We start from the raw sequence: 26530 nt of genomic DNA on the forward strand, positions 1-26530 counted from the left end.
TTAGGCGAAGCGCCTGCTACAACACATCCAATTGTGCATAAGCCAATATCAGCCACTTGAGGCCGACTTGCTTGAAATTGATCTGCACCCGCTCCTGTGCGCCCTCGCCTTCCATCTGCAACACCACGCCTTCGCCGAATTTGGCATGACTGACGCGTTGCCCCAGCTTGTATTTTCCTTCGGTTTGCAAAGACTGCGCTTTGGGTTTGACGGCGGTCACCGGACGGCTCACGGCGGCCCGCATCCTGACTTCCTGCAAGTGTTCCGGCGGAATCTCTCGCAGAAAACGCGACGGCCTGGGGTAGCTTTCCCGACCGTATAAGCGCCGGGACTCGGCATAGGTCAGATACAATTGCCGCATCGCGCGGGTAATGCCGACATAGCAAAGCCTGCGCTCTTCTTCCAGCCGCCCGACGTCATCGACGGACTGCTGCGACGGGAACAGGCCTTCTTCCATACCGACCAGGAACACCTGCTTGAACTCCAGGCCTTTGGCCGAGTGCAGGGTCATCAACTGCACGCAATCGTCGAACTCGTCGCCTTGCATCTCGCCGGCTTCCAATGCCGCATGGGCCAGGAACATATCCAGCTCGCCGAGGTTTTCTTCGCTTTCCTGGTCGCCAATCGTATCGGGATCGAACAGCCGCGCCGCGTTAACCAGCTCCTCCAGGTTTTCTACTTTTTCTTCGCCTTTGTCGGCCTTGTCCTTTTGATAGAGTTCGATCAAGCCGCTTTTTTCGACGACCAGTTTGACCTTCTCATAAAGCTCAAGGCCTTCGGCCTCTGCTTCAAACCGCTTGATCAATTCCAAAAAGCCGATCAGCGCATTGGTCGCCCTTGCCGACAGAGCCTGTCCTGAGTTTGTCGAAGGGGTGCGCTGGTTAATCAGCGCGCTCGCCGCCGCCCATAACGAAAGGTCTTGATCCCTGGCAATGCCGCGAATATCGTCGATGGTTTTGGCGCCGATGCCGCGCGTCGGGGTATTGATCACCCGCTCGAACGAAGCGTCGTCATTGCGGTTGGACATCAGCCGCAAATAAGCCAGCGCGTTCTTGATTTCCGCCCGCTCGAAAAAGCGCAAGCCGCCGTAAACCCGGTACGGCGTGTTGGTGGTCATCAAGCGTTCTTCAAACTGGCGAGATTGGGCGTTGGACCGGTACAGTATCGCGACATCCTTGCGCAGGCCACCCTCGTTGACCCAAGCCCTGATCCGCTCGACCACGAAATGGGCTTCATCCTGTTCGTTGAAGGCCGCGTACAGGGAAATCAAATCGCCGTCGCCGGCATCGGTCCACAGCTCCTTGCCCATTCGGCCGTCATTGACGCTGATGACCTTGTTCGCGGCTTTCAGGATATTGCCGGTCGAGCGGTAGTTTTGCTCCAGCTTGATGACCTGATGATTCGGGTAATGCTTTTGGAAGTTATAGATATTCTCGATTTTCGCGCCGCGCCAGCCGTAAATGGACTGATCGTCGTCGCCGACGACGAAAATATTGTCCCTGCCGTCGGTCAACAGCCGCAACCAGGCGTATTGTATGGTGTTGGTATCCTGAAACTCGTCGACATGCACCTGCCGGAAGCGCTGCTGATAATGTTCCAACACATCGGGGTTGTCGCGCAGCAATTCATGCGCACGCAGCAGCAATTCGGCAAAATCCACCAGACCGGAGCGGTCGCACAGCTCTTCGTAGGCTTTATAGATGATCACCATTTGGCGCTGATAGAGGTCGCCGGTCTCCAGCATATGCCGGGCCCGCTTGCCCTCGTCTTTTTGCGCATTGATAAACCATTGCGCCTGGCGCGGCGGCCACTTGTCGGCATCGAGATTCAGCGTAGCCAGCAGGCGCTTGATAAGCCGCAACTGGTCGGCGGAATCCATCACCTGAAACGTTTCCGGCAATTTGGCCTGCTTGGCGTGACGTCTTAACAAGCGGTGCGCCACGCCGTGAAAAGTCCCTATCCACATCGATTGCGCGGACATCTGAAGCAAATCCTCGATCCTGCCGCGCATTTCCTTGGCCGCTTTATTGGTAAAAGTGACCGCCAGAATACTGTGCGCAGACACGCCCTCGACCTGGATCTGCCAGGCGATGCGATGCACTAAAACACGGGTTTTGCCGCTGCCGGCGCCGGCCAAAACCAGCATGGCTTGGGACGGCGCGGTAACTGCCTGACGCTGGGCATCATTTAAGGGGTCTATTATTGAAGTTACATCCATTGGTTTTTTCGCTTGCACATTTTTCGAAGCTGTGTATATTGCTTGGGTTCGATAATGACAGACCGAACCGTTGCTTTGTTAATAATAATAACGACACACAGAGGATTTTAAGATGAATTTTGATTTTAAACGTATGCTTAAATTTGAACACAATGTTGGCGAGAAGGAAAAGAAATACCGTTTATACGCGGGCGCGGCCCTTCTGGTTATTTCACTTTTCGTCCCAGGCGGAGAAGTTCTTTTATTATTAGTGGGACTGGTTCTTGTTGCAACCGGCTATTCAGGCTGGTGCCCGGTCTATTCAGGGCTTAACAAGAATACCTGCGAAACTGAAAGCGGCGCTGGCGAGGGCGACTCTTCAGAAGGCTAAGCCATCAAGAAAGGCACGAGACAAAAACCAGGATTTAGCCTTGTGCCTACCTTTTCTTTACTCTTCTTTACTAAACTCACCTTCCAGCACGTTATTTTCAGCCGCTTTAGCTTGCTGAAAATGCGCGCCACCCTGAATAAGATAATTTTCAATCACATATTGGGCGATTTTTCTGCGTAATGACGGGATCAAGCAGGCAAAACCGATTATATCGGTAATAAAACCCGGCGTTAGCAATAATGCTCCCCCTACCAGGATAATGGGGCCTTCAATCATTTCATAAGCGGGGATCACGCCTTGCGCCAAACTTTCCTGGAACCGCTGAAACGTTGAGAAACCTTGCTGTCTCAACAACCAAGCGCCCAGCACCGCGGTAAACACCACCAGCAAAATGGTCGGAAACGCGCCAATGATTCCGCCCACCTGTATCAGCAAATAAATTTCTGCAAAAGGGATAATCAGCACGACCAGAAATAGTATTTGAAAAATTTTCATCTAAAGCACTCTTGTTGTAATCACCGTCGTTACAATATAAGGGCAATTCCGGTTAATTTCTAGGATAATATCCGCGATCCAGTTTTTATGACGCGTAACATGCCTGCCAACCATCAAATAATTTTCTGCACTTGCCCCGATAAAGACACCGCTGAAAAAATAGCCCGGTTATTGGTCGCAGACAATAAGGCAGCCTGCGTGAACATTTTGCCCGGCATCACGTCTGTTTACTCATGGGAAGGGCGGATTGAATCCGCCCAGGAGCATCTGCTGCTGATTAAGGCCCATAAAGATCGCTATCAGGCTATCGAGACGGCCCTGCGCGACAATCACCCTTACGAACTGCCTGAAATAATCGCCGTCCCCATTGAACGGGGCTTACCTGAATACCTGCATTGGATAGATTCATGCCATTCTTCAAAGTAATTTTTCTCTGTTTCCTGTCGATTCTCGGCCAATCGGCCTTTGCCCTGGGCGCTGGCGAAGTTCTGCCGCCCGACCAAGCCTTTAAAGTTTCAGCTAAAGCACTGGCCGCCGACCGGATTGAAATTTCCTGGGACATCGCGGAAGGCTATTATCTTTACCGCAATAAAATGCGCTTTGAGTCCAAGACCGGACAAATACGCTTAGGCGAGCCTGTTTTTCCGGCCGGGGAAACCCACCATGATGAAAACTTCGGCGATGTGGTCATTTACCGCAACACCCTGAACGTCCCGGTTACTTTAAGCGTAGAAAACGGCGCGTCCTCACTGCAATTGCTGGTGCAATACCAGGGCTGCGCCGACCGCGGCATTTGCTATCCGCCGCAAAAAACCACTTTCGACCTGAAGCTGCCCGCGCCTGCCGCCACAGCCGACCCGGTTAAGCAACTGCTGAAAGGAACTCAAAGCTTAAAGCTCAATCTGTTTGAAGACGAGTTGCTGCCGCCGGACCAGGCTTTCGAGTTTTTCGCCTCGGTCAAAGACGATCACACCCTGCATGTTAACTGGAATATCGCAGAGGGCTATTACCTTTACCGGGAAAAAGTCCAACTTGAGCTGGTTAACGCCGACGGCGTAACGCTGGGGACTTATGACATCCCCAGAGGCATCCCCAAGCAGGATGAAGCCTTCGGCCAGGTTGAAACCTTCCACAACGAACTCGGCTTCGACCTGCCGATAAGCCGTTCCACCCAGTCGGCGCAAACCGTTACCCTACAGGCGAAATATCAGGGCTGCGCCGACCGCGGCGTGTGCTATCCGCCGATGAGCAAAAAAATCGACTTGGCCCTGCCCGTCGCACAGCAACTTGCCTCCGCACCGGAACAACTTTCCGAACAGGATCAAATCGTACAATCCCTGCACAAGGACAGCTTCGCGGTAACCTTGCTCAGTTTCTTCGGCTTCGGCTTGCTGTTATCGCTGACCCCGTGCATTTTCCCGATGATCCCGATTTTATCGGGCATTATCGTCGGCCACGGCCACCGGATTACCACAGGCAGGGCCTTTTTGCTGTCCTTAAGTTACGTGGTCGCCTCGGCGCTGACTTACACGGTGTTCGGCATACTCGCCGCATTATTCGGCGGCAACCTGCAAAGCGCTTTTCAACAACCTTGGATTATCGGCCTGTTCAGTGGCGTTTTTGTGGCGCTGTCCCTGTCCATGTTCGGCTTTTATAATCTGGAGCTACCCAAATCATTTCAGGTCAAACTGCATAATTCCAGCGAAATACACCGCGACGGCTCGCTGTTGGGTGCTGCGATCATGGGCGCGCTGTCCTCGCTGATCGTCGGCCCTTGCGTCGCGGCCCCACTGGCTGGGGCATTGATTTTTATCGGCCAGACCGGCGATGCGGTGTTAGGCGGCAGCGCGTTGTTTGCTTTAGGTCTGGGCATGGGCGTACCGTTACTGTTGCTCGGCGCATCCGCCGGAAAACTGTTGCCTAAAGCCGGAAACTGGCTGAATTCCACCAAGGCGGTGTTCGGCGTGATCATGCTGGCGGTCGCGGTGTGGATGCTCAGCCGCATTTTGCCCGGCAACGTGATTATGCTGTTGTGGGCGATGCTGCTGATATTTCCGGCCGTTTATCTCAGCGCCGTCGATCCGCTGCCTGAAAACAGTTCCGGCTGGCGCAAATTGTGGAAAGGCTTGGGCCTGACGATGCTGGCTTACGGCCTGCTATTGTTGATCGGCTTTAGCCTGGGCAACAGCAATCCGCTAAAACCGCTGCAAGGACTCGGCGTGAACACAACGCAAGCCGCGGAACCGGGCATTGTTTTTGAACGTGTCGCATCAGCGGCGCTGGAAGCCCGGATCAATCAGGCCGCCGCCAATCATCAAGCGGTCATGGTCGATTTTTACGCCGATTGGTGCATCTCGTGCAAGGAAATGGAAGCGTATACCTTTGCCGACCCGCGCGTTAAACAGACGCTCAAAGGCTATGTACTGCTGCAAGTCGATGTGACGAACAATACCGATGACGATAAAGCCCTTCTGGCAAAATTCGACCTGATCGGCCCGCCGGCCATTTTGTTTTTCGGCCTGGACGCCCAAGAAAAAACCGCAAACCGGGTCATTGGTTATCAGGATGCCGAAACTTTTATTAAATCACTGCAACGCGTTAAATCATGAAACAAACAAGCCTGATTATTGTCGCCGCCATTATTGCGCTGGGTCTTGGCATCTCCGCCCGGTATTTTTTTCCGTCCGCAGAAAAAACCGGCATTAGCGTTTTACCCGAATTCAACCTGCCCGATCTGTCCGGCCGTCAGCACAACATTTCCGAATGGCGGGGCAAGGCATTGGTGATCAATTTCTGGGCGACCTGGTGTCCGCCCTGCCTCAAGGAAATCCCCGATTTTGTCGCCTTGCAGGCGCAATATGCGGACAAAGGCCTGCAATTTATCGGTATTGCGCTGGAAGATAGGGAGCCGGTAGCCGAATACACTGCCGCAACTCAAATCAATTATCCGATTTTATTGGGCGGCGACAACGGCATCGCCTTGTCCCAGCAACTGGGCAACGCTGTCGGAGCCGTTCCCTACACCCTTATTGTTGACCCGCAGGGGCAAATCATATTCCGGCATCCGGGCGAACTATCCAAACAGCAAATAATGGAAGTGGTTACGCCGATACTGAATTAGCAGCACCGGCTTAAGGACAAACAGTTACCGGCAAGCGTCCTTAAAACTCCAGTTCCAGATTAGCTTCGCAAAAATTAAACTTGGCCTCTTCGGATTCCGAGCCGTCGGCATAAGCCGCTTTGACATACTGATCGCATCCCTCGTTATTGGTGCTTGAATCCCAAACCAGCGTCATGTTCTCGCCCGCTGCGATACCCTTTCCAATATCGAAATAACCCCACTCTTTCTTATCCTCGGACACCAGCAGCTTGGTAATCTTGACCTTGGTCTTGTTGGTCACTTTAAACGAATACTCCGATTCCGCGGCAGCCGCATTATTAAGAATTGCTCCCGCGGACAACAACATGACCATCGACGTAGCGGCAAATTTGTGAATCTTCATATATTTTCTCTTTAGGTTAGCCCGTAACGGCATGCTACGGATGCCTGATTTTATAGGCCGGTAAAAAACCGTGTCAATGCGTAGTTCTCGGCTGACAAATGGATGAATAATGCTTTCCCGAACGCCGGCCGAAACCAGCCCATAAACAGCTTTCAAAATTAGCCGATTTATGACAATGACTTCAAATAGTTCGAATCCTGCTGCTATCTTTTGCTAAAAAGAGAATATCTGGACAAAACCCCATAAATTGGGCAAAATTAGCCGTTAACAATGCTTTTTAACCCTGACTGACTTGCAAATTGATGGCGACTATTACCGTTTTAAATGGGCCGAATTTAAACCTGTTGGGCATACGCGAACCCGGTCTTTACGGAAATCAAACTCTCGCCGACATTAAGCATAGACTCGAACAAAAAGCCGGCGAACTCAATCATCAGCTTAACTTCCATCAAAACAACGCAGAGCACCAGATTGTAGAACTGATACATGAGGCTTACCATGCCCATGTCGATTTCATCATTATTAACCCGGCAGCATTCACCCATACCAGCGTCGCCATTCGCGATGCGCTGCTGGCAACCAAGATCCCATTTATAGAGGTTCATTTATCAAACGTTCACGCACGTGAATCTTTTAGACAACACTCCTATTTCTCGGATATAGCCAAAGGCGTTATCTGCGGATTAGGCGCAACAGGATACGAACTGGCCTTACTGGCCGCTCATCAGATATTAGCCGAGAGACACTAAAAACCATGGATATTAGAAAAATAAAAAAACTCATCGAAATTATCGAAGAATCCGACATTGCCGAACTGGAAATCAAAGAAGGCGAAGAATCCATTCGCATTAACCGTTATTCGGCCGCTCCCGCTACTGTCGCTTATACGCCCGCACCTGCTCCCGCGGCAGCCGTAGCCGCACCCGTTGCCGCCGCGCCGGCGGAAGAAAAAATTACCGGCCATGTCGTTAAATCGCCGATGGTCGGCACCTTTTACCGCTCCGCTTCGCCGGGCACCAAGGTTTTCGTCGAAGTCGGCCAATCCGTCCAGATCGGCGATACCTTGTGCATCATTGAGGCGATGAAGATCCTTAATCAGATTGAGGCGGATAAGAGCGGCACCATTACTAAAGTCCTGGTTGAAAACGCCGAACCTGTCGAATATGGCCAACCATTATTCATCATTGAATAACACCAGGGACGGAAAACTCATGTTCGATAAAATCGTTATCGCCAATCGCGGCGAAATAGCACTGCGTATTTTGCGCGCCTGCCGGGAACTGGGCGTCAAGGTTGTCGCCGTGCATTCCGAGGCGGATCGGGACCTGAAACATGTCCGCTTGGCCGATGAATCTGTTTGCATCGGCCCTGCCGCATCGGCTGACAGCTATTTGAATATTCCGGCTATTATCAGCGCCGCTGAAGTGACCGATGCCGAAGCCATTCATCCCGGCTACGGATTTTTGTCTGAAAACGCCGATTTTTCCGAAAAGGTAAAGCAAAGCGGCTTTGTGTTTATCGGCCCGAATGCAGAAACCATCCGCATGATGGGCGACAAGATTTCCGCCAAGAATGCGATGCTGGCAGCCGGGATTCCCTGCGTTCCCGGCAACAACGACCCGCTGTCGGACGACAACAAAAAGAACCTGAAGCTGGCTCAGGAAATCGGCTATCCGGTTATCATCAAGGCTGCCGGCGGCGGCGGCGGCCGGGGCATGCGCACCGTGCATACCGAAGCGGCGTTACTCAATGCTATCGCAATGACCAAAGCCGAGGCGGGCACTGCGTTCGGCAATCCCACGGTGTACATGGAAAAATTCCTGGAAGATCCAAGGCACATCGAATTCCAGGTCATGGCCGACTCGCACGGCAACGCGATCCATTTGGGCGAGCGCGACTGCTCGATGCAACGCCGCCATCAAAAAGTGGTTGAAGAAGCGCCGGCGCCCGGCATCACCGAAGCGCAACGCAAAATGATAGGCGAGCGTTGCGCCAAAGCCTGTGTCGATATCGGCTACCTAGGCGCAGGCACGTTCGAGTTTTTGTATGAAAAAGGCGAGTTCTATTTCATTGAAATGAACACCCGCGTGCAGGTTGAACATCCTGTCACCGAAATGGTGACCGGCTTTGACATCGTCAAGGAACAACTGCGCATTGCTGCGGGCGAGCGGCTGTCTATTACCCAGGATCAGGTCAAAATCCAGGGCCATGCGATTGAGTGCCGGTTAAATGCCGAAGATCCTAAGACCTTCATGCCCTGTCCCGGCACGATAGACCAGTTCCATATGCCCGGCGGCCCCGGCATCCGTTGCGAGACCCACATCTACAACGGCTATAAAGTTCCGCCTTATTACGACTCGATGATCGGCAAACTGATTGCCCACGGAGAAGACCGCAAGAGCGCGATCGCCCGGATGAACACCGCGTTAAGCGAAATCATCATCGACGGCATTAAGACCAATATCCCACTACAGCACGACATCATGATGGACAGCGCCTTTGCAGCCGGTGGACAAAACATCCATTACCTGGAAAAAAAGCTGGGGATTTATTAAACCGGCAAAAATCAGGCCACGGATGACGCGGGTTTAAACGAGTTTACATGCTATCTACCGTTTAAATCCCAGTCATCCGTGGCCGGTTTCTCTTTATCCTTTTGCAAAGTCTTCTACTATGGCCTGGCACCAAATTTCCGTTATCACCGATGAAGACCTTGCGCCGCGCCTTGCCGACTTTTTCGACAAGCTGGGCGCCGTGTCGGTCACCTATATGGACGCCGAAGACGAGCCGGTGTACGAACCGGCTATCGGCGAAACCAAAATATGGAGCAATACCGAAGTCATTGCGCTTTATGAACTGGACGCCGAACCCGAGCTGATCAAGACGATGGTTTACGCCCAGTTTAAGCCGGACCAGCTGCACAACTGGCTGCATGAAGAAATTGCCGATCAGGAGTGGGAACGCGCCTGGATGGAATACTACCAGCCGATGAAATTCGCCGATAAGCTCTGGGTCTGCCCGACCGACCAGGAACAATATGAACCCGGCACGGTTTGCCTGACTCTCGATCCGGGGCTCGCTTTCGGCACCGGCACTCATCCGACCACCGCTTTGTGTCTGGAATGGCTGGCAAGCCACGACTTGACCGGTAAAACCGTCATCGATTACGGCTGCGGTTCGGGCATACTGGCCGTTGCGGCGATTTTGTTAGGCGCTAAGGAAGCTCACGCGGTGGACATTGACCCGCAGGCAATCACCGCAACACAAAGCAACGCGCTAAAGAACAAGGTGCAGAACAAAATCGCCTGCTATCTGCCCGAACAGTTTACACCGTTTCAGGCCGACATCGTGCTGGCCAATATACTGGCGAAGCCATTGATCGACATGTCCGAGCAGATTTGCAATCTGGTTGCTCCGGGCGGACAACTGGTTTTATCCGGCATCTTGCATGAACAGGCCGAATCGGTGATGAACGCTTACCGGCAATACATAATGCTCAACGCGCCGGTACAACAGGAAGACTGGATCAGGCTTGACGGCATCAGGTGTTGATTTAACCATAAAAAAGCATCACCACGAAGATCACGAAGTTTTTTTCTTCGTGATCTTCGTGTCTTCGTGGTGAATTAAAGGCCTTTCGCTTATTCCGCGTTTAACCGAGAATGTCGGGTTACGCTATCGCTAACCCAACCTACAAACCAAGTCGGCGGTTACACATTTAAACTCATTGATTAACATGGCTCATCCAGAAATTTATTTAAAAAAGAACGAAGACAAACGTCTGCGCAAAGGCCATCTATGGGTTTTCAGCAACGAAGTCGACACCAAGCGCTCGCCGCTTGAACAGTTCAACGCGGGCGATCTGGTGCAAGTGAAAAGCGACGACGGCAAGGCGCTGGGCACCGCCTACATCAACCCGCAAGCCCTGATCTGCGCCAGGCTTCTGTCCAGAAAACCCAACCTGAAATGCGGCGCCAACTTCTTTAAAGAACGCCTGACGACCGCGCTGGCGCTACGGGAAAAACTGTTCGACAAACCTTACTACCGCCTGGTTTTCGGCGAAAGCGACGGTTTGCCGGGCTTGGTTATCGACCGTTTCGGCCCGGTGTTGTCGGTGCAGATAACCACCGCAGGCATAGAACAACTCAAGGAATCCCTGTTTGCCGCCCTTCACGAATTGCTGAGTCCCGAGGCCATTATCCTGAAAAACGATAACGGCCAACGACAACTGGAAGGCCTAAGCCTGGAATCCGAACTGGCTTACGGCAAGCTCCCCGACCCGCTGATCATTGAAGAAAACGGCGCAAAATTTAAAATCGACATCCTGGAAGGACAAAAAACCGGCTGGTTTTACGATCACCGCAACAGCCGAGCCCGGCTAGCGGGTATTGCAAAAAACCAGCGAGTGCTCGATTTATTTTCCTATACCGGGGCATGGGGCATCCCTGCCGCCATAGGCGGAGCCTCCGAGGTCACTTGTGTTGACGCATCGGAAGGCGCGTTGACGCTGGCTTTAGAAAACGCCAAGCTCAATCAGGTTCAGGATAAAATGCACTTTGTGCGTAACGATGTGTTCGAATTCCTGAAGCAAGCCCGCCTGGACAACCGGCTCTATGATATTATCGTACTGGATCCACCGGCTTTAATTAAACGCAAAAAAGACTTCAAACAAGGCTATGAAGCTTATCGCCGTCTGAATCATCTGGCTCTACAGGTCCTGTCCAAGAACGGCATACTGGTCTCGGCATCCTGCTCGCATCACCTGAGCCGCGAAAACCTGCATGAGATTTTACGTTCGTCAGGACGGCACATCGACCGTCATCTGGTGTTCTTTGCGGGCGGAGGACAAGGCCCCGACCACCCGATCGACCCGGCCGCTCCCGAGACCGAATATTTGAAAACTTTTTTTTGTTCTGTCGCTTCAAGCTTGTAAAATGTAAGGTCTTTTTATGCTCAATGGAAAAGATAAGGAACCCTGCGTTCTTTGCGGACAACCAGTTGAAATTAGCGGATTTTCTCTGACTACCAATGACGGCATGCAGAAATTTTGCTGTGCCGGCTGCCTGAGTATTTACCAACTTCTCTATCAAGACGATACAAAACCAACCATAACACCTATAACAACTAAAAAATGAGGGTATATAAACAATGAAAGCTTGCGATTCCTGTTCCGGCCGCGTTGACATCGGCAAAAACCATCAAAAAGTACCGGTAGTGCAAAGGGCCATCGGCATGGTCTTGGTTTACCTGCCCATAGCGACTCTTCCGTTTGTGTTCGCCAGCGCCTATATGACTTACTGGCATTTGCTGATGATTGGCGCCAAAAATCTCAAGACTTACTCGGATTTCCTGCCTGACCGGGCCAGCCATCGCTATACCTTAAAAAACCAGATCACGATGAAAGGCTCGTTCAAAGCCAGCACATCCCAGTCGAAACTGTTCTGGATCCTGAACTGCACCTGGTACTGCCCTTACAGCGTCGCCCTGTTCGAATGGCACGCTTATATGGTCAAGATCGTTGAGAACTGGTGGTGTCCGTTCGGCCACGACAAAAAAGAAGGCTACGACAACGCCAAGATCGACAAGTCTTTCTGGCATATCTATCCTGAAGACATTGTCAAACTGGAACCTGAAGACCGCGACAACCCGATCTGGAATGAAGACGGGGATAAGTGAGTCAGACGAAGGGCGAAAGGCGAAGGGCGAAAAAAACTCTCCGCTGCGCCTTTAGCCCTTCGCCTTTTGTCTTTCGCCTTTTGATCTCTCATGCAAATCGGTTCTTACCAACTTAAAAACAACCTGATTCTGGCGCCGATGGCCGGTATCACCGACCGCCCGTTCAGGGAATTGTGCGTACAGTTCGGCGCAGGTTTGGCCGTGTCTGAAATGGTCGCGTCCAATCCCGCTTTAACCCGGCATAAAACAACGCTGCTAAAGACAGATCATAACGGCGACACCGGCATACGCTCGGTACAGATTCTGGGCACCGACCCTCGGCTTATGGCCGATGCGGCAAAACTCAACGCCCAACGGGGCGCTCAGATCATCGATATTAATATGGGTTGCCCGGCCAAAAAAGTGTGCTCGGTCGCCGCAGGTTCTGCGCTGTTGCGGGATGAAGCGCTGGTCAAGCGGATATTGGATGCCGTCGTTAACGCGGTCGATATTCCGGTCACCTTAAAAATCCGCACCGGCTGGGATATGCGCAGCCGTAATGCGGTTGAAATAGCCCAAATAGCCGAAAATGCGGGCATTGCCGCGTTGACAGTTCACGGCCGGACGCGCGCCTGCAAATTTGAAGGCCGGGCCGAACATGAAACCGTTAAAAAAGTGAAACAATCCGTCAGCATCCCGGTTATCGCCAACGGCGATATTGATAGCCCCGAACAGGCCCGATTCGTGCTTGATTCGACCGGCGCCGACGCGATTATGATCGGCCGGGCCGCTCAGGGAAATCCGTGGCTGTTTAGCCAAATAAGTCACTTTATCAACCACGGTAAACATATTGAAAAACCTACAGTTACAGACATACACGGCACACTGATGAGCCATCTGGACAAACTATATGGCTTCTACGGCAATGCAAGCGGTGTTAGAATAGCCCGAAAACATATCGCTTGGTATTTTAAACATCTTGGCTCCGTAGCGCAGGATGCGCAAAGCAATATCAATCAGGCGCAATGTCCGTCGCACCAAATAGCGCTGATTAATTCGGCCTTTAATCTTTTAACCACCGACCGTGCTGCATAATATGAACGCATCCCAAAAAAGTGCTGAAGTCATTAACATAGACAGCAAAAAAAACCCGGCCATTCCCTTATCCGCGCATGTCAAACAAACCGTGGAGCAATATTTTTTGCACCTGAACGGACATGATGCGGTGGACCTGCATGCAATGGTCATCGGCGAAGTCGAAAAACCATTATTGCAGGCGACGCTGGAACATTCGGGCTATAACCAAACCAAAGCAGCCAAGGCGCTGGGCCTGAGCCGCAGCACCTTACGCAAAAAACTGGAGTATTACGGCCTGTCCTAATGCCCAACCAAGGTTGGTTTTCGGCGCGCCGCTACGCTGGGCCTGCAACCATGCACCCGCAACCTTCTTCTCAAACCACCTCTTTCATTCCGAGATCTGCATGAACAAAAAAGTCACTCGCGCGCTGGTCAGCGTATCCGATAAATCCGGTATCGTGGATTTTTGCCGGGAACTGAACCAACTGGGCATCGAAATCCTGTCTACCGGCGGCACCGCCAAAACGCTGGCTGAACATGACATCCCTGCGACCGAGGTTTCCGATTACACCGGTTTCCCGGAAATGATGGACGGCCGGGTTAAAACCCTGCATCCCAAAGTCCACGGCGGCATTTTGGCGCGCCGGGGCATCGACGATGCCGTAATGGCCGCAAACGGCATTAATGCGATCGATATGGTCGTGGTCAACCTGTACCCCTTCGAGCAAACCATCGCCAACCCCGACTGCGACTTGGACACGGCCATTGAAAACATCGACATCGGCGGCCCGACCATGATCCGCGCCGCCGCCAAGAATCATGCCGATGTCGCGGTGATCGTCGATCCGGCCGATTACGCATCGGTTATTGCCGAACTGAAAAGCAGCAACGGGCTTTCGCATCAAACCCGCTTCAATCTGGCGCTAAAAAGCTTCGAACACACGGCGCGTTACGACACCGCGATTTCGGCTTACCTGGGCAATATTAACGGCGTCCAGTTCCCCGAAACGCTGAACTTGCAGTTTTACCGCAACCAGACCATGCGTTACGGCGAAAACCCGCACCAAAACGCCGCGTTCTACCGTGAGAAAACGCCGGCTAACGGCACGATTGCCGCGGCCAAACAACTGCAAGGCAAGGAACTGTCCTACAACAATATCGCCGACGCCGACGCGGCGCTGGAATGCGTCAAATCGTTTGACGACCAACCCACCTGCGTCATCGTCAAGCATGCAAACCCTTGCGGCGTAGCCCAGGCAGGCAACCTTCTCGACGCTTACGACAAGGCCTATGCAACCGACCCGACTTCGGCATTCGGGGGCATTATCGCGTTTAACCGGGAACTGGACGAAGCAACCGCCGCTGAAATCGTCAAGCGCCAGTTTGTCGAAGTGATTATTGCGCCGTCGATCAGCGCAGCCGCACAAACCGTTTTGGCTGAAAAACAAAATGTCCGCGTACTGGAATGCGGTGGCTGGAGCAGCGACAACCAGGCTGCTCTCGATTTCAAACGCGTTGCCGGCGGTCTGCTGGTTCAGGACAAGGACATCGGCAAAATCAGCGCCGCCGACCACTTCGACAAGCTCAGGGCAGGCCTAAAAGTAGTCAGCAAACGCGTTCCGACCGAACAGGAAATGGACGATTTGCTGTTTGCCTGGAAAGTCGCCAAATTCGTTAAATCCAACGCGATTGTATACTGCAAGAACGGCCAAACTATCGGTGTCGGCGCAGGACAGATGAGCCGGGTCTATTCGGCCAAAATCGCCGGTATCAAAGCCGCCGATGCGGGCTTGGATGTTCCGGGTTCGGCAATGGCTTCAGACGCGTTTTTCCCGTTCAGGGACGGCATCGATTCCGCCGCCGAAGCGGGCATCACCGCAGTCATCCAGCCCGGCGGCTCGATGCGGGACAATGAAGTCATCGCCGCAGCCGACGAGCATAATATCGCGATGGTCTTTACCGGCATGCGTCATTTCCGGCATTAATTTTAGACGAAGGGCAAAGGGCGAAAGGCAAAAAAGCCTCCCCCTTAGCCCTTAGCCCTTAGCCCTTAGCCCTTAGCCCTTAGCCCTTAGCCCTTAGCCTTTTAATTATGAAAATCCTCATCGTCGGCAGCGGCGGCCGTGAACACGCCCTCGCCTGGAAAGCCAAGCACTCAACCAAAGTCGAAAAAGTGTTTGTCGCGCCCGGCAATGCCGGTACCGCGCTGGAACCGTCTATTGAAAACGTGGACATCGCCGTCAGCGACATTGACGCACTGCTGGCCTTCGCACAGAAAGAAGCGATCGGCCTGACCATCATCGGCCCCGAAGTGCCGCTGGTTTTGGGCATCGTTGACCGTTTCCAGCAAGCGGGTCTCAAATGCTTTGGCCCGACCGCGAAAGCCGCGCAACTGGAAGGCTCGAAGACTTTCTGCAAAGACTTCATGATCCGCCACAACATTCCGACCGCCGCTTTCAAATCCTTTACCGACCAGCAGCAAGCCATCGCTTACATAAAGCAACAAGGCGCGCCGATTGTGGTCAAAGCCGACGGCTTGGCGGCAGGCAAAGGCGTTATCGTCGCCCAAACCGAACAGGAAGCCATCGCAGCCGTTGAGGACATGCTATCCGGCAATGTGTTCGGCGAAGCGGGCAACCGCGTCGTCGTCGAAGAATTCCTGACCGGCGAAGAAGCCAGCTTTATCGTGATTGCCGACGGCAAGCACGCGTTGCCTATGGCGACGTCCCAGGATCACAAGGCCCGCGACAACGGCGACAAAGGCCCCAACACCGGCGGCATGGGCGCGTATTCCCCCGCACCGGTCGTCACCCCTGAAATACACCAGCGGGTCATGCGCGAAGTCATCGAGCCGACCTTAAAAGGCATGGCCGAAGACGGACTGCCTTACACCGGCTTTCTGTACGCAGGCTTGATGATCAGCGCCGACGGCTCCGTTAAAGTATTGGAATACAACTGCCGCTTCGGCGACCCTGAAACCCAGCCGATCATGATGCGCCTGAAAAGCGATCTGGTAGAGCTTTGCGAAGCCGCGCTGGCCGGAAATCTCGACAAAACCGACAGCGACTGGGACGAACGCGCCGCATTAGGCGTGGTTTTGGCAGCGGGCGGCTATCCCGACGCCTCCCGAAGCGGCGATGTCATTTCCGGCTTGCCTACCGATGAACACGAAGACCGCAAAGTGTTTCATGCAGCCACCAAACAAGTCGGCAACGACTTGGTTACGGCTGGCGGCAGGGTATTATGCGCTTGCGCTTTAGGGCGTGATATTAAGGAAGCCCAAAGCAAAGCCTACGCGTTGGCTAACAGCATCCACTGGGATAATGTCTATTACCGCACCGATATTGGCTTTAAGGCTATAAAATCCTCGTAGGGTACGCACAGCGCACCCTACATGACTGCCCGTAATCGGCCCACAGCGGATGGTGTTCTGATGCAAAATTTATTTTGGTAGCGTTGCTGATAACCGGCTTTGACCGGCTTGCCGAGCAAAATTCGGTTGATTAGCGGGTCAGGCATCAATGTGCCGTTTGATTCGCTATTCGCGTTGTGCTTTCGACTTTCAGTTTTTCTAGCGCGTCGCACGTATTACTGATACTGCTTGAAGTCGGTATTTGTCGGTTTGGTGCTATGGATGAGAGATAAATCTGGCGCACCTCAGCCGAAACGGCCGGATGCATTATGGCCTGATCAAAAAATTCAAAACCAAATGGTGGAATTGAGAATTCCGACTGATCAATCAATGGCTCTATGATTCTCAGTAGTTCTACCGATAGATCGAATGTAAATTCGGAACAGATCAAGCCGATATCCAAAGTGGGTGCGCGTACAATCTGAGCATTACCCTTGTCATCTATTCTATATATGTCGCAGGGAACGTAATAGCGACCGTCAGACCAAAGTGTGATAATTGAATTTCCATCATGGGTAATTGCGTTTCGAGCCTGCTTGATGAAATCGATGTGCCTAATATGCGCCAAACCTCCCCAACTTACTGAGTTGTCTGTCAATACTGGAAGAATATCTTTGAGTGTCTGAGCTAGGGCTGTGAAAGCGGAAAACTGGTAGTTCAACAGTTGTCCTTGTCCATCAATTTGCCCCTCCTTTGACTCAAACCGCTGTCTAGACTGTTCGCATATATTCGAGATCTGCTCCAGAAAATAACTCAGCTCACCAACTTTGTTGGTCAAATGAAGTGCGAACTGTGATTTTCTGGTAGTTAAAGTTGTCGTCATTTTGTTCATGCCTAAAATATAGTTATAAAACGCGAGGCCTGTAGACCGAAATAAGCCGGTTCGAGCGACAGCAAGAACTGACGTTTCCGGCGCACCACCGAACCCGTAAGACGGTTTCGCGCTAGCAAACCGTCATAAACGGAGAAAAATTAAGGAAAGAGTTGTTTCAGCAATTCGCCACGCGTAAGCTTAAAATGCGACTCGATGTCGCTGCCAATGTACCAATTTTCAAAGGATTGTGAGCAGGAATGGTTATGTGATGCTCGCCGTTTTCAAAGGTTGTCAGCCCTGTAGGCCGGAATAAGCCTGTTTGAACGATAGTAAAAACAGGTGTTTCCGGCACTCACCGCGAGAATCTGCCGGAAACGCCACCTCGCGCTAACGCTTGGGTGGTCTTATTCCGGCCTACATGACTACAACTTCCTCGATAAATGTTTCCGCTCTCGCCGGGTTATCCAAGGCTATATATTCGGCGATGTTAAGCAAGCCTTCATTAGCGGTTGCAGTGAATACGACTTTATGGGCTTTCATTCAAAATTAACTAGCGGCTAATCTAGCTCTTAATTTTGTCTTCAACTCGTTTATATGGTCTTGGTTGCATTCAGTTACACGTCCCGCTTCGGCATCGGCGATTCCTGAAAGAATTCCAGCATGGATGTCTTTTTTAAAGGCCTCGCTTACTTGAATCAACGCTTCAACATCATGCATTGAAAAAAAGATCCCGATAGGGCGGTCTTTTTCAGTAATCATTACCGGCTCTCTTTGTGCCGAATCCAAAAAACTGCCGAATGCATTTTTTGCTTCTTTAGCCGAGATGGTTTTCATGTTCATAGTTCCAATGGATAAGAATTACGTGGCAGCCATTATAGCCATTTTTAAAAAACAAGCCGACTTTAGGATGCGTTAAACGTAGTAGAGCCCATCCTTTCTGCCCCCCCACCAACGAAAAAACAAAAAGCATTTGGCTTAACGGGCATAAGCAACTTGCAATACCACGTTTCGGGTGTTATCGCTCCAGCTCAGCTCATGAATGTCGAACTCGTTTGCACGCTGGCTGTCGTCGCCGCCCTCTAATTTAACGCCCAGTTTGCTGAGCTTAAAATGACTTTTATCGATACTTAACAGCTTGGCGGGAACTTCGAGATGCCCTAGCAACGTATCCAGGTAAACATCCGGGTTGGCCAAGCTCTTTACTCTCGCCTCGTAAGATTCGCCGCCGGGCTTGAAAGGGTTGTCGATTGTCATCTGAGACATCATCTCACGTTTAATATCTTCCACCACGCGGCCGAACAGATACTCTTTGAGTGCGGTGCTTAGCTCTGCACTCTCGGCGCAAGGCGTATGGATTTTGTGCGAAGAAAAATTGACCACTTCCTGAGGCACTTCGCGAATCAGCATGCCTCCCTGTACACCCATGCCCAGCGTCCGTTTTTCGCTCTTGTCGGCCGTTAACAGTGCATACAGCACCGGAACTTCAGTTTTACAATGGGATCGTAAATAGACAGTCACATCGTGATCGGTCGTAAACAGCTTATCGATGTCTTTGCTGTTGACGAACAGAGCGTTGACGAGTGGATCCATCTCAAAGGCATCCAGGTTCAAGTTGACGGGTGGAGGAATCTGATCGGCGACTTGGAGTACATGCCTGTACAGCGCCCGTACATGCACCCTTAGCTTGTCGGAATAATCGCTTACGGCCCGCATCTTGCTGTTTGAGGCATCGACGAAACTTTCGACGATCTGCCTGTCTTCTCTCGCCTGTAACTCCGTGTCGTGAATGTGGCTAGTCAGATTGCTGACGAGCTGGTGCAGATGCTGTAATTGGTCGTCGAAAAATGCCCTAAGAGTAGAGGCTTCGTGCGATCGTCTATCGTCGTTCATGACCGGTTTCCCCTATAGGTCTAAGGTGGAAGGTTTAATATCATATTGGCCGATTCCACACGAGCCAATTGCGATTTTAATCAAGCCGCCCTGATTGCCCGGAACGTCAGATTGATCCGCGACGTTTTCAATTTTTTGGTTTTCGGCACTGAATGCATCCAGTGGTATTGCAAGGTTCCGGCCATCACCAACAAATCGCCGTGGCCTAGCACTATATCCAGTTTGTCGTTGGTCTTTTTATGATGCAGCCTGAATAAGCGCTCATCGCCCAGGCTCAATGACGCAATCACCGGGTTTGGCCCCAATTCTTTTTCATCGTCGGCATGGCAGCCCATCGAGTCGTTACTGTCACGGTACAAATTGGCCAGTACGCTGTTAAAGCTGCATTGGCATTGTTGTTCCACTTTCTCCCTGATTGCCTGCAACACCGGCGTCCACGGCATCGGCTGATGGTTAACGCCCGAGTAACGGTACCAGGCATCGCTATCGCCGTACCAGCACATCAGGCGGGGCACCTTAACCCAGCGACCGTAGATGAAAATAGCCTCTTCCTGCCAGGCCAGATCAGATTTGAGTTGCTCAAACAGCCGGTCGGACTCCGGCAAGCTGTAAAACTGCTTAATTAAATAAAGCTCGCCGTCAAAAGGGACCAGATTGGGAGCCATTTACCGCGCGGCAAAAAACCGTTTCAATACTCTGATCATGTAATCATGATCCAGCACCCCGGCGCTTTCCCTGATGCTGTGCATCGCCCACATCGGGCTGCCGACATCGATTGAGCGTATGCCCAGTTTTGCCGACGTAATCGGCCCGATGGTGCTGCCGCAAGGCATATCGCAGCGGTGCGAATATTTCTGGTACGGCGCTCCGGCCTGTTCGCACCAGTCGGCGAACATCGCCGCCGAGACGCTTTCCGAGCTGTAATTGTGGTTGGCGTTTACTTTAATCACCGGGCCTTTGTTGACGGCAACTTTATGTCCGGGATCGTAGGCATTGGGAAAATTGGGCTGATACGCATGCGCCATGTCCGCGCTGATCATGAAGCTCTTCGCCAATGCCCTGGCATAATCCTCGCTGCCGGTTGCGTTCGCCAAAGCGATGCGCCCGAGCACATCGGGCAGAAAACTGCCGTCCGCGCCTTTGTTGCTTTGGCTGCCGATTTCTTCATGGTCGAACAGCGCGCATACCCGCGTGGCATCCGACTGTATAGCGGCCGGATCAAGCAGCGCCTGTAACGCGGCATGGCAGGAAGCCAGATTATCCAATTGGCTGTTGGCATAAAACTCGCTGTCCTTACCCCAGAACACGCCTTTTTGCGTGTCGTACACGGCCAAATCCCAGGACAAGATACGCTCTGCGGCTATGCCTGATTGCTGTTGCAGCAGCGCAGAAAAATAAGCTTTCGGCAGTTGTTCCTCGGTCAATACCGACAGGATCAACGGCAATTCGGTCTGTTTTTGCAGCTTTAGGCCTTCTTCATTAACCGTCCTGTTCATGTGTATTGCCAGATTGGGCAAGCGCAGCAGCGGCTGATCGAACTTGACCAGCTTACCGGTTATCCGGCCTTGATCGTCTTTATAAGCGATACGTCCGGCAAGGCTCAAATCCCTGTCGGCAAAGGTCGCCAGTATCGGGCCTCCATAAACCTCGACGCCCAGCCTTACCAAGCCGTCCGCGCTGCTGGCCGCATTCGGCTTTATTCTCAATCCGGGGGAGTCGGTATGTGCGCCGACAATTTTAAACCCGGTTTCAGTCAGCGGTTTTTGGCCCTGCACAAACAGGATGATGGACGAATCGTCGCGCACCACGTAATAACGCCCGCCCGGCTGCAATGTCCATTTGGCCGTTTCGTCGAGGCGCTGCCACGGCGGCGTTTGCGCCGCAAGCTGGGCCTCGACGGTTTTAACCACATGCCAGGGGCTGGGGCTGGCGTCGATAAAATCGAGTAAGTTTTGAACCTGCCGCTTGGCGCTCATGATCTTTCTTTCAGGTCTAATGCCGCGGAATTGATGCAGTAACGCAGCCCTGTCGGTTGCGGGCCGTCCTCAAAGACATGGCCTAAATGCGCATCGCAGGATTTGCAAACCACTTCAACCCGGCGCATGCCGTGACTGGAGTCGGCATGCGCCGCCACGCTGTGCTCGGACGACACATCCCAAAAACTCGGCCAGCCGGAGCCTGAATCGTATTTAGTCGTCGAATCGAACAACGGATTGCCGCAGCAAATGCAATGATAAACGCCGTCTTTTTTGCAATCGGCGTATTTGCCGGTAAAAGGCGGCTCGGTAGCCTTCAGGCGGCAAATATTAAATTGCTCGGGCGTTAACTTTTGTTGCCACTGCCCGTTTTCGTCGTGTTCTTTATCCGTCATATTTTTACACCCGTAACAACCATTTATAATGATGCTTATTGTACGCGTTCAAGACGGCATAGCCAAAAGGACAGCCGGTCGCGCCGATATGAAAAACATCGATTAGCTCTGAATTTTGCCTATGCTACAATGCAATAGTTATTGAATTTAAATAAGTGATCAACCATGACAGAACAAATGACTAGCGGAATCGAATTAATGTTTGTCGGGATGGGCATCGTGTTCCTGTTTTTAGCCATGCTGGTAGTCGCTATCAACATCATGTCGGCGCTGGTGCAACGCTATTTCCCGGAAACGCCCGCATCAAAAGCGGTTCCCGGCATTACCGTCGACATTGATAAAAGCGTTGTTGCCGCGATCACCGCCGCCGTGCATCAGTATCGGAAAAAGCATAACTAACGGCCTCCAACAAAGGTCAACGATTAAACAATTTACCAAGGTTTCAGGAGAAACAACAAGCATGGCCACCGTTAAAAAGCAGCCCTTAGGTATCACCGAAGTCGTTCTGCGTGATGCTCATCAATCTATTTTGGCAACCCGCTTGCGCATTGAAGACTTGCTGCCGATTTGTGAGCAACTGGACCAAGTCGGTTACTGGTCTATTGAGTCCTGGGGCGGCGCTACCTTTGACGCCTGTATCCGTTATCTGGGCGAAGACCCCTGGGAAAGACTGCGCCTGCTGAAAGCCGCGATGCCCAAAACCCCGCAGCAAATGCTGTTCCGCGGCCAGAATATCCTGGGCTACCGCCATTATGCTGACGACGTGGTTGACAAGTTTGTTGAGCGTTGCGTGGTCAACGGTATCGACGTGTTCCGCATTTTTGATGCGATGAATGACATGCGCAACATCGAGCATGCGGTCAAAGCCGTACTCCGCACCGACGCTCATGCGCAAGGCACCATATCCTACACTACCAGCCCCGTGCACACCCTGGATTTATGGGTGGACCTGGGCAAACAGATCGAAGACATGGGCGCGCATTCCATTTGCATCAAAGACATGGCCGGACTGCTGAAACCTTACGATGCCTTTGAACTGGTCAAGCGCCTGAAAAAAAGCACCAAAATTCCGATTCATTTACATTGCCATGCAACCACCGGCCTGAGTGTCGCCACATTGATCAAGGCTGCCGAAGCGGGCGTGGACAATGTCGATACCGCGATTTCATCGATGAGCATGACTTACGGCCACAGCCCCACCGAAACCATCGTCTCCAGCCTGGAAGGCACCGGGCGCGATACCGGCCTGGATCTGGTCAAACTGGAACATATCGCGACCTATTTCCGAGATATACGCAAAAAATATGCGCAATTCGAAGGCAGTTTGAAAGGCGTCGATAGCCGCATCCTGATTTCCCAAGTGCCGGGCGGCATGCTGACCAATATGGAAAGCCAGCTGAAAGAGCAAGGCGCCGCCGACAAGTTCGACGAGGTTATGCTGGAAATTCCCCGCGTCCGTGAAGACCTGGGCTTTATTCCGCTGGTCACGCCGACTTCGCAAATCGTCGGCACCCAAGCCGTCATCAACGTGATGAACGGCGAACGCTACAAAAACATCACCAAGGAAACCGCCGGGGTTTTAAAAGGCGAATACGGCGCCACGCCCGCGCCGGTCAACAAAGCGCTGCAAGACAAGGTGTTGAACGGCGAGCAAGCGATTACCTGCCGTCCGGCCGACCTGATTGCGCCGGAGATGGATAAGCTGGTTGCCGAAGTACAGGAGAAAGCTCAAGCCGAAGGCGTAACCCTGGCCGCCAACATCGAAGAAGATGCGTTGATCAACGGCCTGTTTGCGCAGGTCGGCTGGAAGTTCCTGGCTAACCGGGGCAATCCGGCCGCCTTTGAAGCGGCGCCGGATGCGCAAGCCTTTGCCGCCGCCAATGCGGCTCCAGTAGCCGTAGCCAATGTCGGCAATGCAGCCGCCCAACCGCCGACGGAAGCTTACACGGTTAACGTCGATGGCAGGAACTTCAGCGTCATCGTCGGCGCCAACGCCTCAGCCATGATGATCGAGCCTGCAATCACAGCTCCCCATACCGCACTGATAGCCAGCAGCGGCGTTCCGATTGAATCGCCGATGGCCGGTAATATCTTGAAAATCCTGGTCGATGTGGGTAGCATCGTTGCCGAAGGCGATGTCGTGGTGATTATGGAAGCAATGAAAATGGAAACCGAAGTACGCTCCAAAACGACCGGTATCGTCAGCGCCGTCTATGTCAAAGAAGGTAGTGCGGTTGCCGGCGGCGATGTATTGATTTCTTTATAAAAGGACAACTACAGAGAACACGAATAACCGTAAGGCGCCCGGTTCCGATCGCCTTACACTTCGTAAATCTGCACAAGGGCGGCCATCCGGCCGCCCCTACATGATTTAATAAAGAGACCTCTCATGGAAAATCTCATTTCACTCTGGCAAAGCACCGGTATTTACAACTTTTCCGGCGGCCAGGCCTTCATGATGCTGATCGGCTTTTTGCTGCTGTTCCTGGCGATCAAAAAAGGCTTTGAGCCCTTGCTGTTATTGCCGATAGGTTTTGGCGCTATACTCAGCAATATCCCGGTTGCCGGTATCGCCGAAGAAGGCGGCATTTTGTATTACCTGTATTACGGCATTAAGCTCGGCATATTTCCCCTGCTGATCTTTATGGGCGTAGGTGCAATGACCGATTTCGGGCCGATGCTGGCTAATCCCAAGACCTTGTTACTGGGCGCTGCGGCGCAGTTCGGCATCTTTGCCTCACTGCTGGGAGCGCTGGCGCTGAACGTCATACCGGGTCTTGAATTCAGCTTAAAAGACGCCGCCGCGATCGGCATTATCGGCGGCGCCGACGGCCCGACCGCGATTTATGTAGCCTCGAAACTGGCGCCCGACCTGTTGGGGGCCATCGCAGTCGCCGCCTACTCCTACATGGCTTTAGTGCCGCTGATACAGCCGCCGATCATGCGCGCCTTAACCACCGAAGATGAACGCAGAATTGAAATGCAGCAGCTGCGCGTAGTCGGCAAAACCGAAAAAATCGTCTTCCCGTTAATGCTGCTGGTTATTTGCGCCTTGCTGCTGCCCTCGGCTGCGCCTTTAATCGGCATGTTCGCGCTGGGCAATCTGATGAACGCCTGCGGCGTCGTTGAGCGCCTGAGTCAAACCGCACAAAACGAACTGATCAATATTGTTACTATTTTCTTAGGGTTAGCGGTAGGTTCCAAGCTCAGCGCCGAAGCCTTTTTGCAAGTCAAAACACTGGGCATCCTGGGTTTGGGAGCGATTGCGTTCAGCATCGGCACGGCGGCCGGCGTCATCATGGCGAAAATCATGAATAAATTCAGCAGCACGCCTATCAATCCGCTGATCGGCGCAGCCGGCGTCTCCGCAGTGCCGATGGCCGCGCGGGTAGCCAATAAACTGGGGCTGGAAAGCAACCCGCATAACTTCCTGCTGATGCATGCGATGGGGCCTAATGTGGCCGGGGTGATTGGTTCCGCGGTTGCGGCGGGGATTTTGTTGAGCTTGGTGAAGTAAGGCAATGATAAAGACAGGCGACCGCCCCGGTCGCCTCGTCGTTTTTAAACGCAATTTTGCCGCCTATTGCGCAGCTTCCATCTTGCCCTTCCCGTCCCAAAACTGCGATTTTTTTACGGCTTCGACGGCATTTTCCAAACCCTGTTCAGCCCTGGATTTCAACCGCCCGATCAAGCCCTTCAGCAATGCGTCCGCATTGGCCCGAAGCTCCTTTCTTATGCCCAATAAAGCCTCCAGTTTGTGCATGGCCGGTTCCGCCACCCAAACCTGAAAAATAACCTGACCCTCCGTCGGCAGCGACGATGCCGTTGCAACAGCTTTGTCGTACCACAGCTTGCCCGGATAAATGATTTTTTGCTCGACCAGCGCCTGGCTGTTTTTTACATTGCCATCAGCCAACTCAACAATTCGTCTGGACGGCTCAACGACCCATTTTTCAAAATACCTTATCGCGTGATCGGGACATTGGTGAACGATGTTCGAAGTCGTTTGGATGTTTTCGTGAATCAATACTTTCTTTTTGCTGATCAGATCCTTGGCCTCATAGACGATGCCCTGAATGACTTCAATCTGCTGCTGGATTTGCGTTAAAGCCGGATTGATTATTTTTTCGTCAATTCCGTTCTTGATTTGATCCCTGCACTGGTGAATTGTAAATATCGTTTTTTTCAACAGCGATTGTTGAGCGTATATCAGTTTCGATTCCAATTCGTGAATTCTTAAATCCCGCTCAGCTAACGATTTTTTCAGCATACTGATCGTTTTCTTATTCTCTTTCAGCTGCTCGGAAAGCTTAGCCACCTCTTTTTCCAACTGGGTTAATTTAGCTAACCTGCCGGTTTTAGCGCCATTATCAGATCCCATACCCGTCCTCCTCTCTCATGTAATTGTTTATATTTATTATTATTTTTGCCGATAGGCAAAAGCATTGATAACAAACAAGCTCCTTAAAGTCAACAAAACCCAATCAAATTGCTTGCGACCGCTTGTATACCGGATTTTGTTTACATCTGACATCGGCATTGACCGGCAAACTATAATTTCCCGATCAACTAAAAATTTTTAGATGGGAAGACAGCCTTGTGTATCGGCAAGCCATCCTTGGCTTCTTGGTTCCGGTTAGATCACGAAGCGAATCCGTGCCGGAACAACGAAAAGGAGATTGGTATGGGTGGGATGAAAATTATTGGGCGCCGTCCTCTATTTTT

At 52.2% G+C, this 26530-nt stretch carries 29 protein-coding genes; 18 read left to right on the forward strand and 11 right to left on the reverse strand.

Translation table 11 applies throughout. From position 1 onward, the window contains the following. Positions 1–16: 16 nt before the first annotated feature. The gene (gene uvrD / locus B0F88_RS05380) at positions 17–2218 is read right to left on the reverse strand and encodes a DNA helicase II (RefSeq protein ID WP_104422910.1); all 2202 of its coding nucleotides are present in this window, start codon (positions 2216–2218) and stop codon (positions 17–19) included. 112 nt (positions 2219–2330) lie between these two features. Between uvrD and B0F88_RS05385 the strand changes: the two genes are divergently transcribed. Continuing rightward, the gene (locus B0F88_RS05385) at positions 2331–2588 is read left to right on the forward strand and encodes a YgaP family membrane protein (RefSeq protein ID WP_104422911.1); all 258 of its coding nucleotides are present in this window, start codon (positions 2331–2333) and stop codon (positions 2586–2588) included. Positions 2589–2645: 57 nt separating this feature from the next. Here B0F88_RS05385 and B0F88_RS05390 read toward each other — a convergent pair whose 3' ends face one another. Beyond that, positions 2646–3083: an FxsA family protein gene (locus B0F88_RS05390; protein ID WP_104422912.1), complete on the reverse strand. Its 438-nt coding sequence runs from the start codon at positions 3081–3083 to the stop codon at positions 2646–2648. Between the two features lie 87 nt (positions 3084–3170). Here B0F88_RS05390 and cutA point away from each other — a divergent pair, with 87 nt between their 5' ends. From cutA to B0F88_RS05405, 3 genes are read left to right on the forward strand one after another with little or no spacing between them, the layout of a single operon-like run. Then, positions 3171–3509, forward strand: a complete 339-nt coding sequence (cutA, locus tag B0F88_RS05395; protein WP_104422913.1) for a divalent-cation tolerance protein CutA — start codon at positions 3171–3173, stop codon at positions 3507–3509. After that, complete coding sequence (dsbD, locus tag B0F88_RS05400; protein WP_104422914.1) at positions 3491–5692, forward strand: protein-disulfide reductase DsbD; 2202 nt, start codon at positions 3491–3493, stop codon at positions 5690–5692. The genes cutA and dsbD overlap by 19 nt, the downstream gene beginning before the upstream one ends. After that, positions 5689–6204 carry a TlpA family protein disulfide reductase gene (locus B0F88_RS05405; RefSeq protein WP_104422915.1) on the forward strand — a complete coding sequence of 172 codons (516 nt, stop codon included), beginning with the start codon at positions 5689–5691 and terminating at the stop codon, positions 6202–6204. The genes dsbD and B0F88_RS05405 overlap by 4 nt, the downstream gene beginning before the upstream one ends. A 40-nt stretch (positions 6205–6244) precedes the next feature. Here B0F88_RS05405 and B0F88_RS05410 read toward each other — a convergent pair whose 3' ends face one another. After that, positions 6245–6586 (reverse strand): hypothetical protein, encoded by a 342-nt coding sequence (locus B0F88_RS05410; RefSeq protein ID WP_104422916.1) that lies wholly within the window; start codon positions 6584–6586, stop codon positions 6245–6247. Between the two features lie 302 nt (positions 6587–6888). Here B0F88_RS05410 and aroQ point away from each other — a divergent pair, with 302 nt between their 5' ends. From aroQ to purD, 11 genes are all read left to right on the forward strand, one after another. Further along, the gene (aroQ, locus tag B0F88_RS05415) at positions 6889–7335 is read left to right on the forward strand and encodes a type II 3-dehydroquinate dehydratase (protein ID WP_104422917.1); all 447 of its coding nucleotides are present in this window, start codon (positions 6889–6891) and stop codon (positions 7333–7335) included. Between the two features lie 5 nt (positions 7336–7340). Then, complete coding sequence (gene accB / locus B0F88_RS05420; RefSeq protein ID WP_104422918.1) at positions 7341–7778, forward strand: acetyl-CoA carboxylase biotin carboxyl carrier protein; 438 nt, start codon at positions 7341–7343, stop codon at positions 7776–7778. 19 nt (positions 7779–7797) lie between these two features. Continuing rightward, a complete protein-coding gene (accC, locus tag B0F88_RS05425; protein ID WP_104423009.1) occupies positions 7798–9141 on the forward strand; it encodes an acetyl-CoA carboxylase biotin carboxylase subunit in 1344 nt (447 codons plus the stop codon). A 118-nt stretch (positions 9142–9259) separates the two neighbouring features. Further along, a complete protein-coding gene (prmA, locus tag B0F88_RS05430) occupies positions 9260–10138 on the forward strand; it encodes a 50S ribosomal protein L11 methyltransferase (RefSeq protein WP_104422919.1) in 879 nt (292 codons plus the stop codon). Positions 10139–10322: 184 nt separating this feature from the next. Beyond that, entirely contained in the window at positions 10323–11519 is a 1197-nt protein-coding gene (locus B0F88_RS05435) for a class I SAM-dependent rRNA methyltransferase (protein ID WP_104422920.1), read from the forward strand. Positions 11520–11535: 16 nt separating this feature from the next. Beyond that, positions 11536–11721 (forward strand): heavy metal translocating P-type ATPase metal-binding domain-containing protein, encoded by a 186-nt coding sequence (locus B0F88_RS05440; protein WP_104422921.1) that lies wholly within the window; start codon positions 11536–11538, stop codon positions 11719–11721. A gap of 13 nt (positions 11722–11734) precedes the next feature. Next, on the forward strand, positions 11735–12262 hold the full coding sequence (locus B0F88_RS05445; RefSeq protein ID WP_104422922.1) for a hypothetical protein: 528 nt from the start codon (positions 11735–11737) through the stop codon (positions 12260–12262). A gap of 90 nt (positions 12263–12352) precedes the next feature. Beyond that, entirely contained in the window at positions 12353–13336 is a 984-nt protein-coding gene (gene dusB / locus B0F88_RS05450) for a tRNA dihydrouridine synthase DusB (protein WP_104422923.1), read from the forward strand. A 1-nt stretch (position 13337) separates the two neighbouring features. Then, the gene (locus B0F88_RS05455) at positions 13338–13622 is read left to right on the forward strand and encodes a helix-turn-helix domain-containing protein (RefSeq protein WP_104422924.1); all 285 of its coding nucleotides are present in this window, start codon (positions 13338–13340) and stop codon (positions 13620–13622) included. Between the two features lie 100 nt (positions 13623–13722). Beyond that, on the forward strand, positions 13723–15303 hold the full coding sequence (gene purH, locus B0F88_RS05460; protein WP_104422925.1) for a bifunctional phosphoribosylaminoimidazolecarboxamide formyltransferase/IMP cyclohydrolase: 1581 nt from the start codon (positions 13723–13725) through the stop codon (positions 15301–15303). 107 nt (positions 15304–15410) lie between these two features. Further along, on the forward strand, positions 15411–16691 hold the full coding sequence (gene purD, locus B0F88_RS05465) for a phosphoribosylamine--glycine ligase (RefSeq protein ID WP_104422926.1): 1281 nt from the start codon (positions 15411–15413) through the stop codon (positions 16689–16691). Between the two features lie 145 nt (positions 16692–16836). Here purD and B0F88_RS05470 read toward each other — a convergent pair whose 3' ends face one another. The 7 genes from B0F88_RS05470 to msrB all read right to left on the reverse strand — a co-directional run bounded on the left by B0F88_RS05470 (position 16837) and on the right by msrB (position 21805). Beyond that, positions 16837–17553 carry a hypothetical protein gene (locus B0F88_RS05470; protein ID WP_146083318.1) on the reverse strand — a complete coding sequence of 239 codons (717 nt, stop codon included), beginning with the start codon at positions 17551–17553 and terminating at the stop codon, positions 16837–16839. A gap of 405 nt (positions 17554–17958) precedes the next feature. Next, the gene (locus B0F88_RS19520) at positions 17959–18084 is read right to left on the reverse strand and encodes a type II toxin-antitoxin system RelE/ParE family toxin (protein ID WP_219820788.1); all 126 of its coding nucleotides are present in this window, start codon (positions 18082–18084) and stop codon (positions 17959–17961) included. 6 nt (positions 18085–18090) lie between these two features. Next, positions 18091–18378, reverse strand: a complete 288-nt coding sequence (locus B0F88_RS05475; protein WP_104422928.1) for a type II toxin-antitoxin system Phd/YefM family antitoxin — start codon at positions 18376–18378, stop codon at positions 18091–18093. Positions 18379–18519: 141 nt separating this feature from the next. Beyond that, positions 18520–19434, reverse strand: a complete 915-nt coding sequence (locus B0F88_RS05480) for a hypothetical protein (protein ID WP_104422929.1) — start codon at positions 19432–19434, stop codon at positions 18520–18522. Positions 19435–19514: 80 nt separating this feature from the next. After that, positions 19515–20099, reverse strand: coding sequence for an alpha-ketoglutarate-dependent dioxygenase AlkB family protein (locus tag B0F88_RS05485; RefSeq protein WP_104422930.1), 585 nt, complete (start codon positions 20097–20099; stop codon positions 19515–19517). Next, positions 20100–21410 (reverse strand): M18 family aminopeptidase, encoded by a 1311-nt coding sequence (locus tag B0F88_RS05490; RefSeq protein WP_104422931.1) that lies wholly within the window; start codon positions 21408–21410, stop codon positions 20100–20102. Beyond that, positions 21407–21805, reverse strand: coding sequence for a peptide-methionine (R)-S-oxide reductase MsrB (gene msrB, locus B0F88_RS05495; protein ID WP_104422932.1), 399 nt, complete (start codon positions 21803–21805; stop codon positions 21407–21409). Before msrB ends, B0F88_RS05490 begins: the two co-directional genes overlap by 4 nt. Positions 21806–21970: 165 nt before the next feature. Here msrB and B0F88_RS05500 point away from each other — a divergent pair, with 165 nt between their 5' ends. From B0F88_RS05500 to B0F88_RS05510, 3 genes are all read left to right on the forward strand, one after another. After that, positions 21971–22204 (forward strand): OadG family protein, encoded by a 234-nt coding sequence (locus B0F88_RS05500; RefSeq protein WP_104422933.1) that lies wholly within the window; start codon positions 21971–21973, stop codon positions 22202–22204. Positions 22205–22265: 61 nt separating this feature from the next. Further along, positions 22266–24071 (forward strand): sodium-extruding oxaloacetate decarboxylase subunit alpha, encoded by a 1806-nt coding sequence (gene oadA / locus B0F88_RS05505; RefSeq protein WP_104422934.1) that lies wholly within the window; start codon positions 22266–22268, stop codon positions 24069–24071. 123 nt (positions 24072–24194) lie between these two features. Further along, positions 24195–25322 carry a sodium ion-translocating decarboxylase subunit beta gene (locus B0F88_RS05510; RefSeq protein ID WP_104422935.1) on the forward strand — a complete coding sequence of 376 codons (1128 nt, stop codon included), beginning with the start codon at positions 24195–24197 and terminating at the stop codon, positions 25320–25322. A gap of 63 nt (positions 25323–25385) precedes the next feature. Here B0F88_RS05510 and B0F88_RS05515 read toward each other — a convergent pair whose 3' ends face one another. After that, positions 25386–26186, reverse strand: coding sequence for a hypothetical protein (locus B0F88_RS05515; protein ID WP_104422936.1), 801 nt, complete (start codon positions 26184–26186; stop codon positions 25386–25388). Between the last annotated feature and the right edge of the window lie 344 nt (positions 26187–26530).

Source organism: Methylobacter tundripaludum (assembly GCF_002934365.1).
In the GTDB taxonomy this organism is placed as follows: domain Bacteria; phylum Pseudomonadota; class Gammaproteobacteria; order Methylococcales; family Methylomonadaceae; genus Methylobacter_A; species Methylobacter_A tundripaludum_A.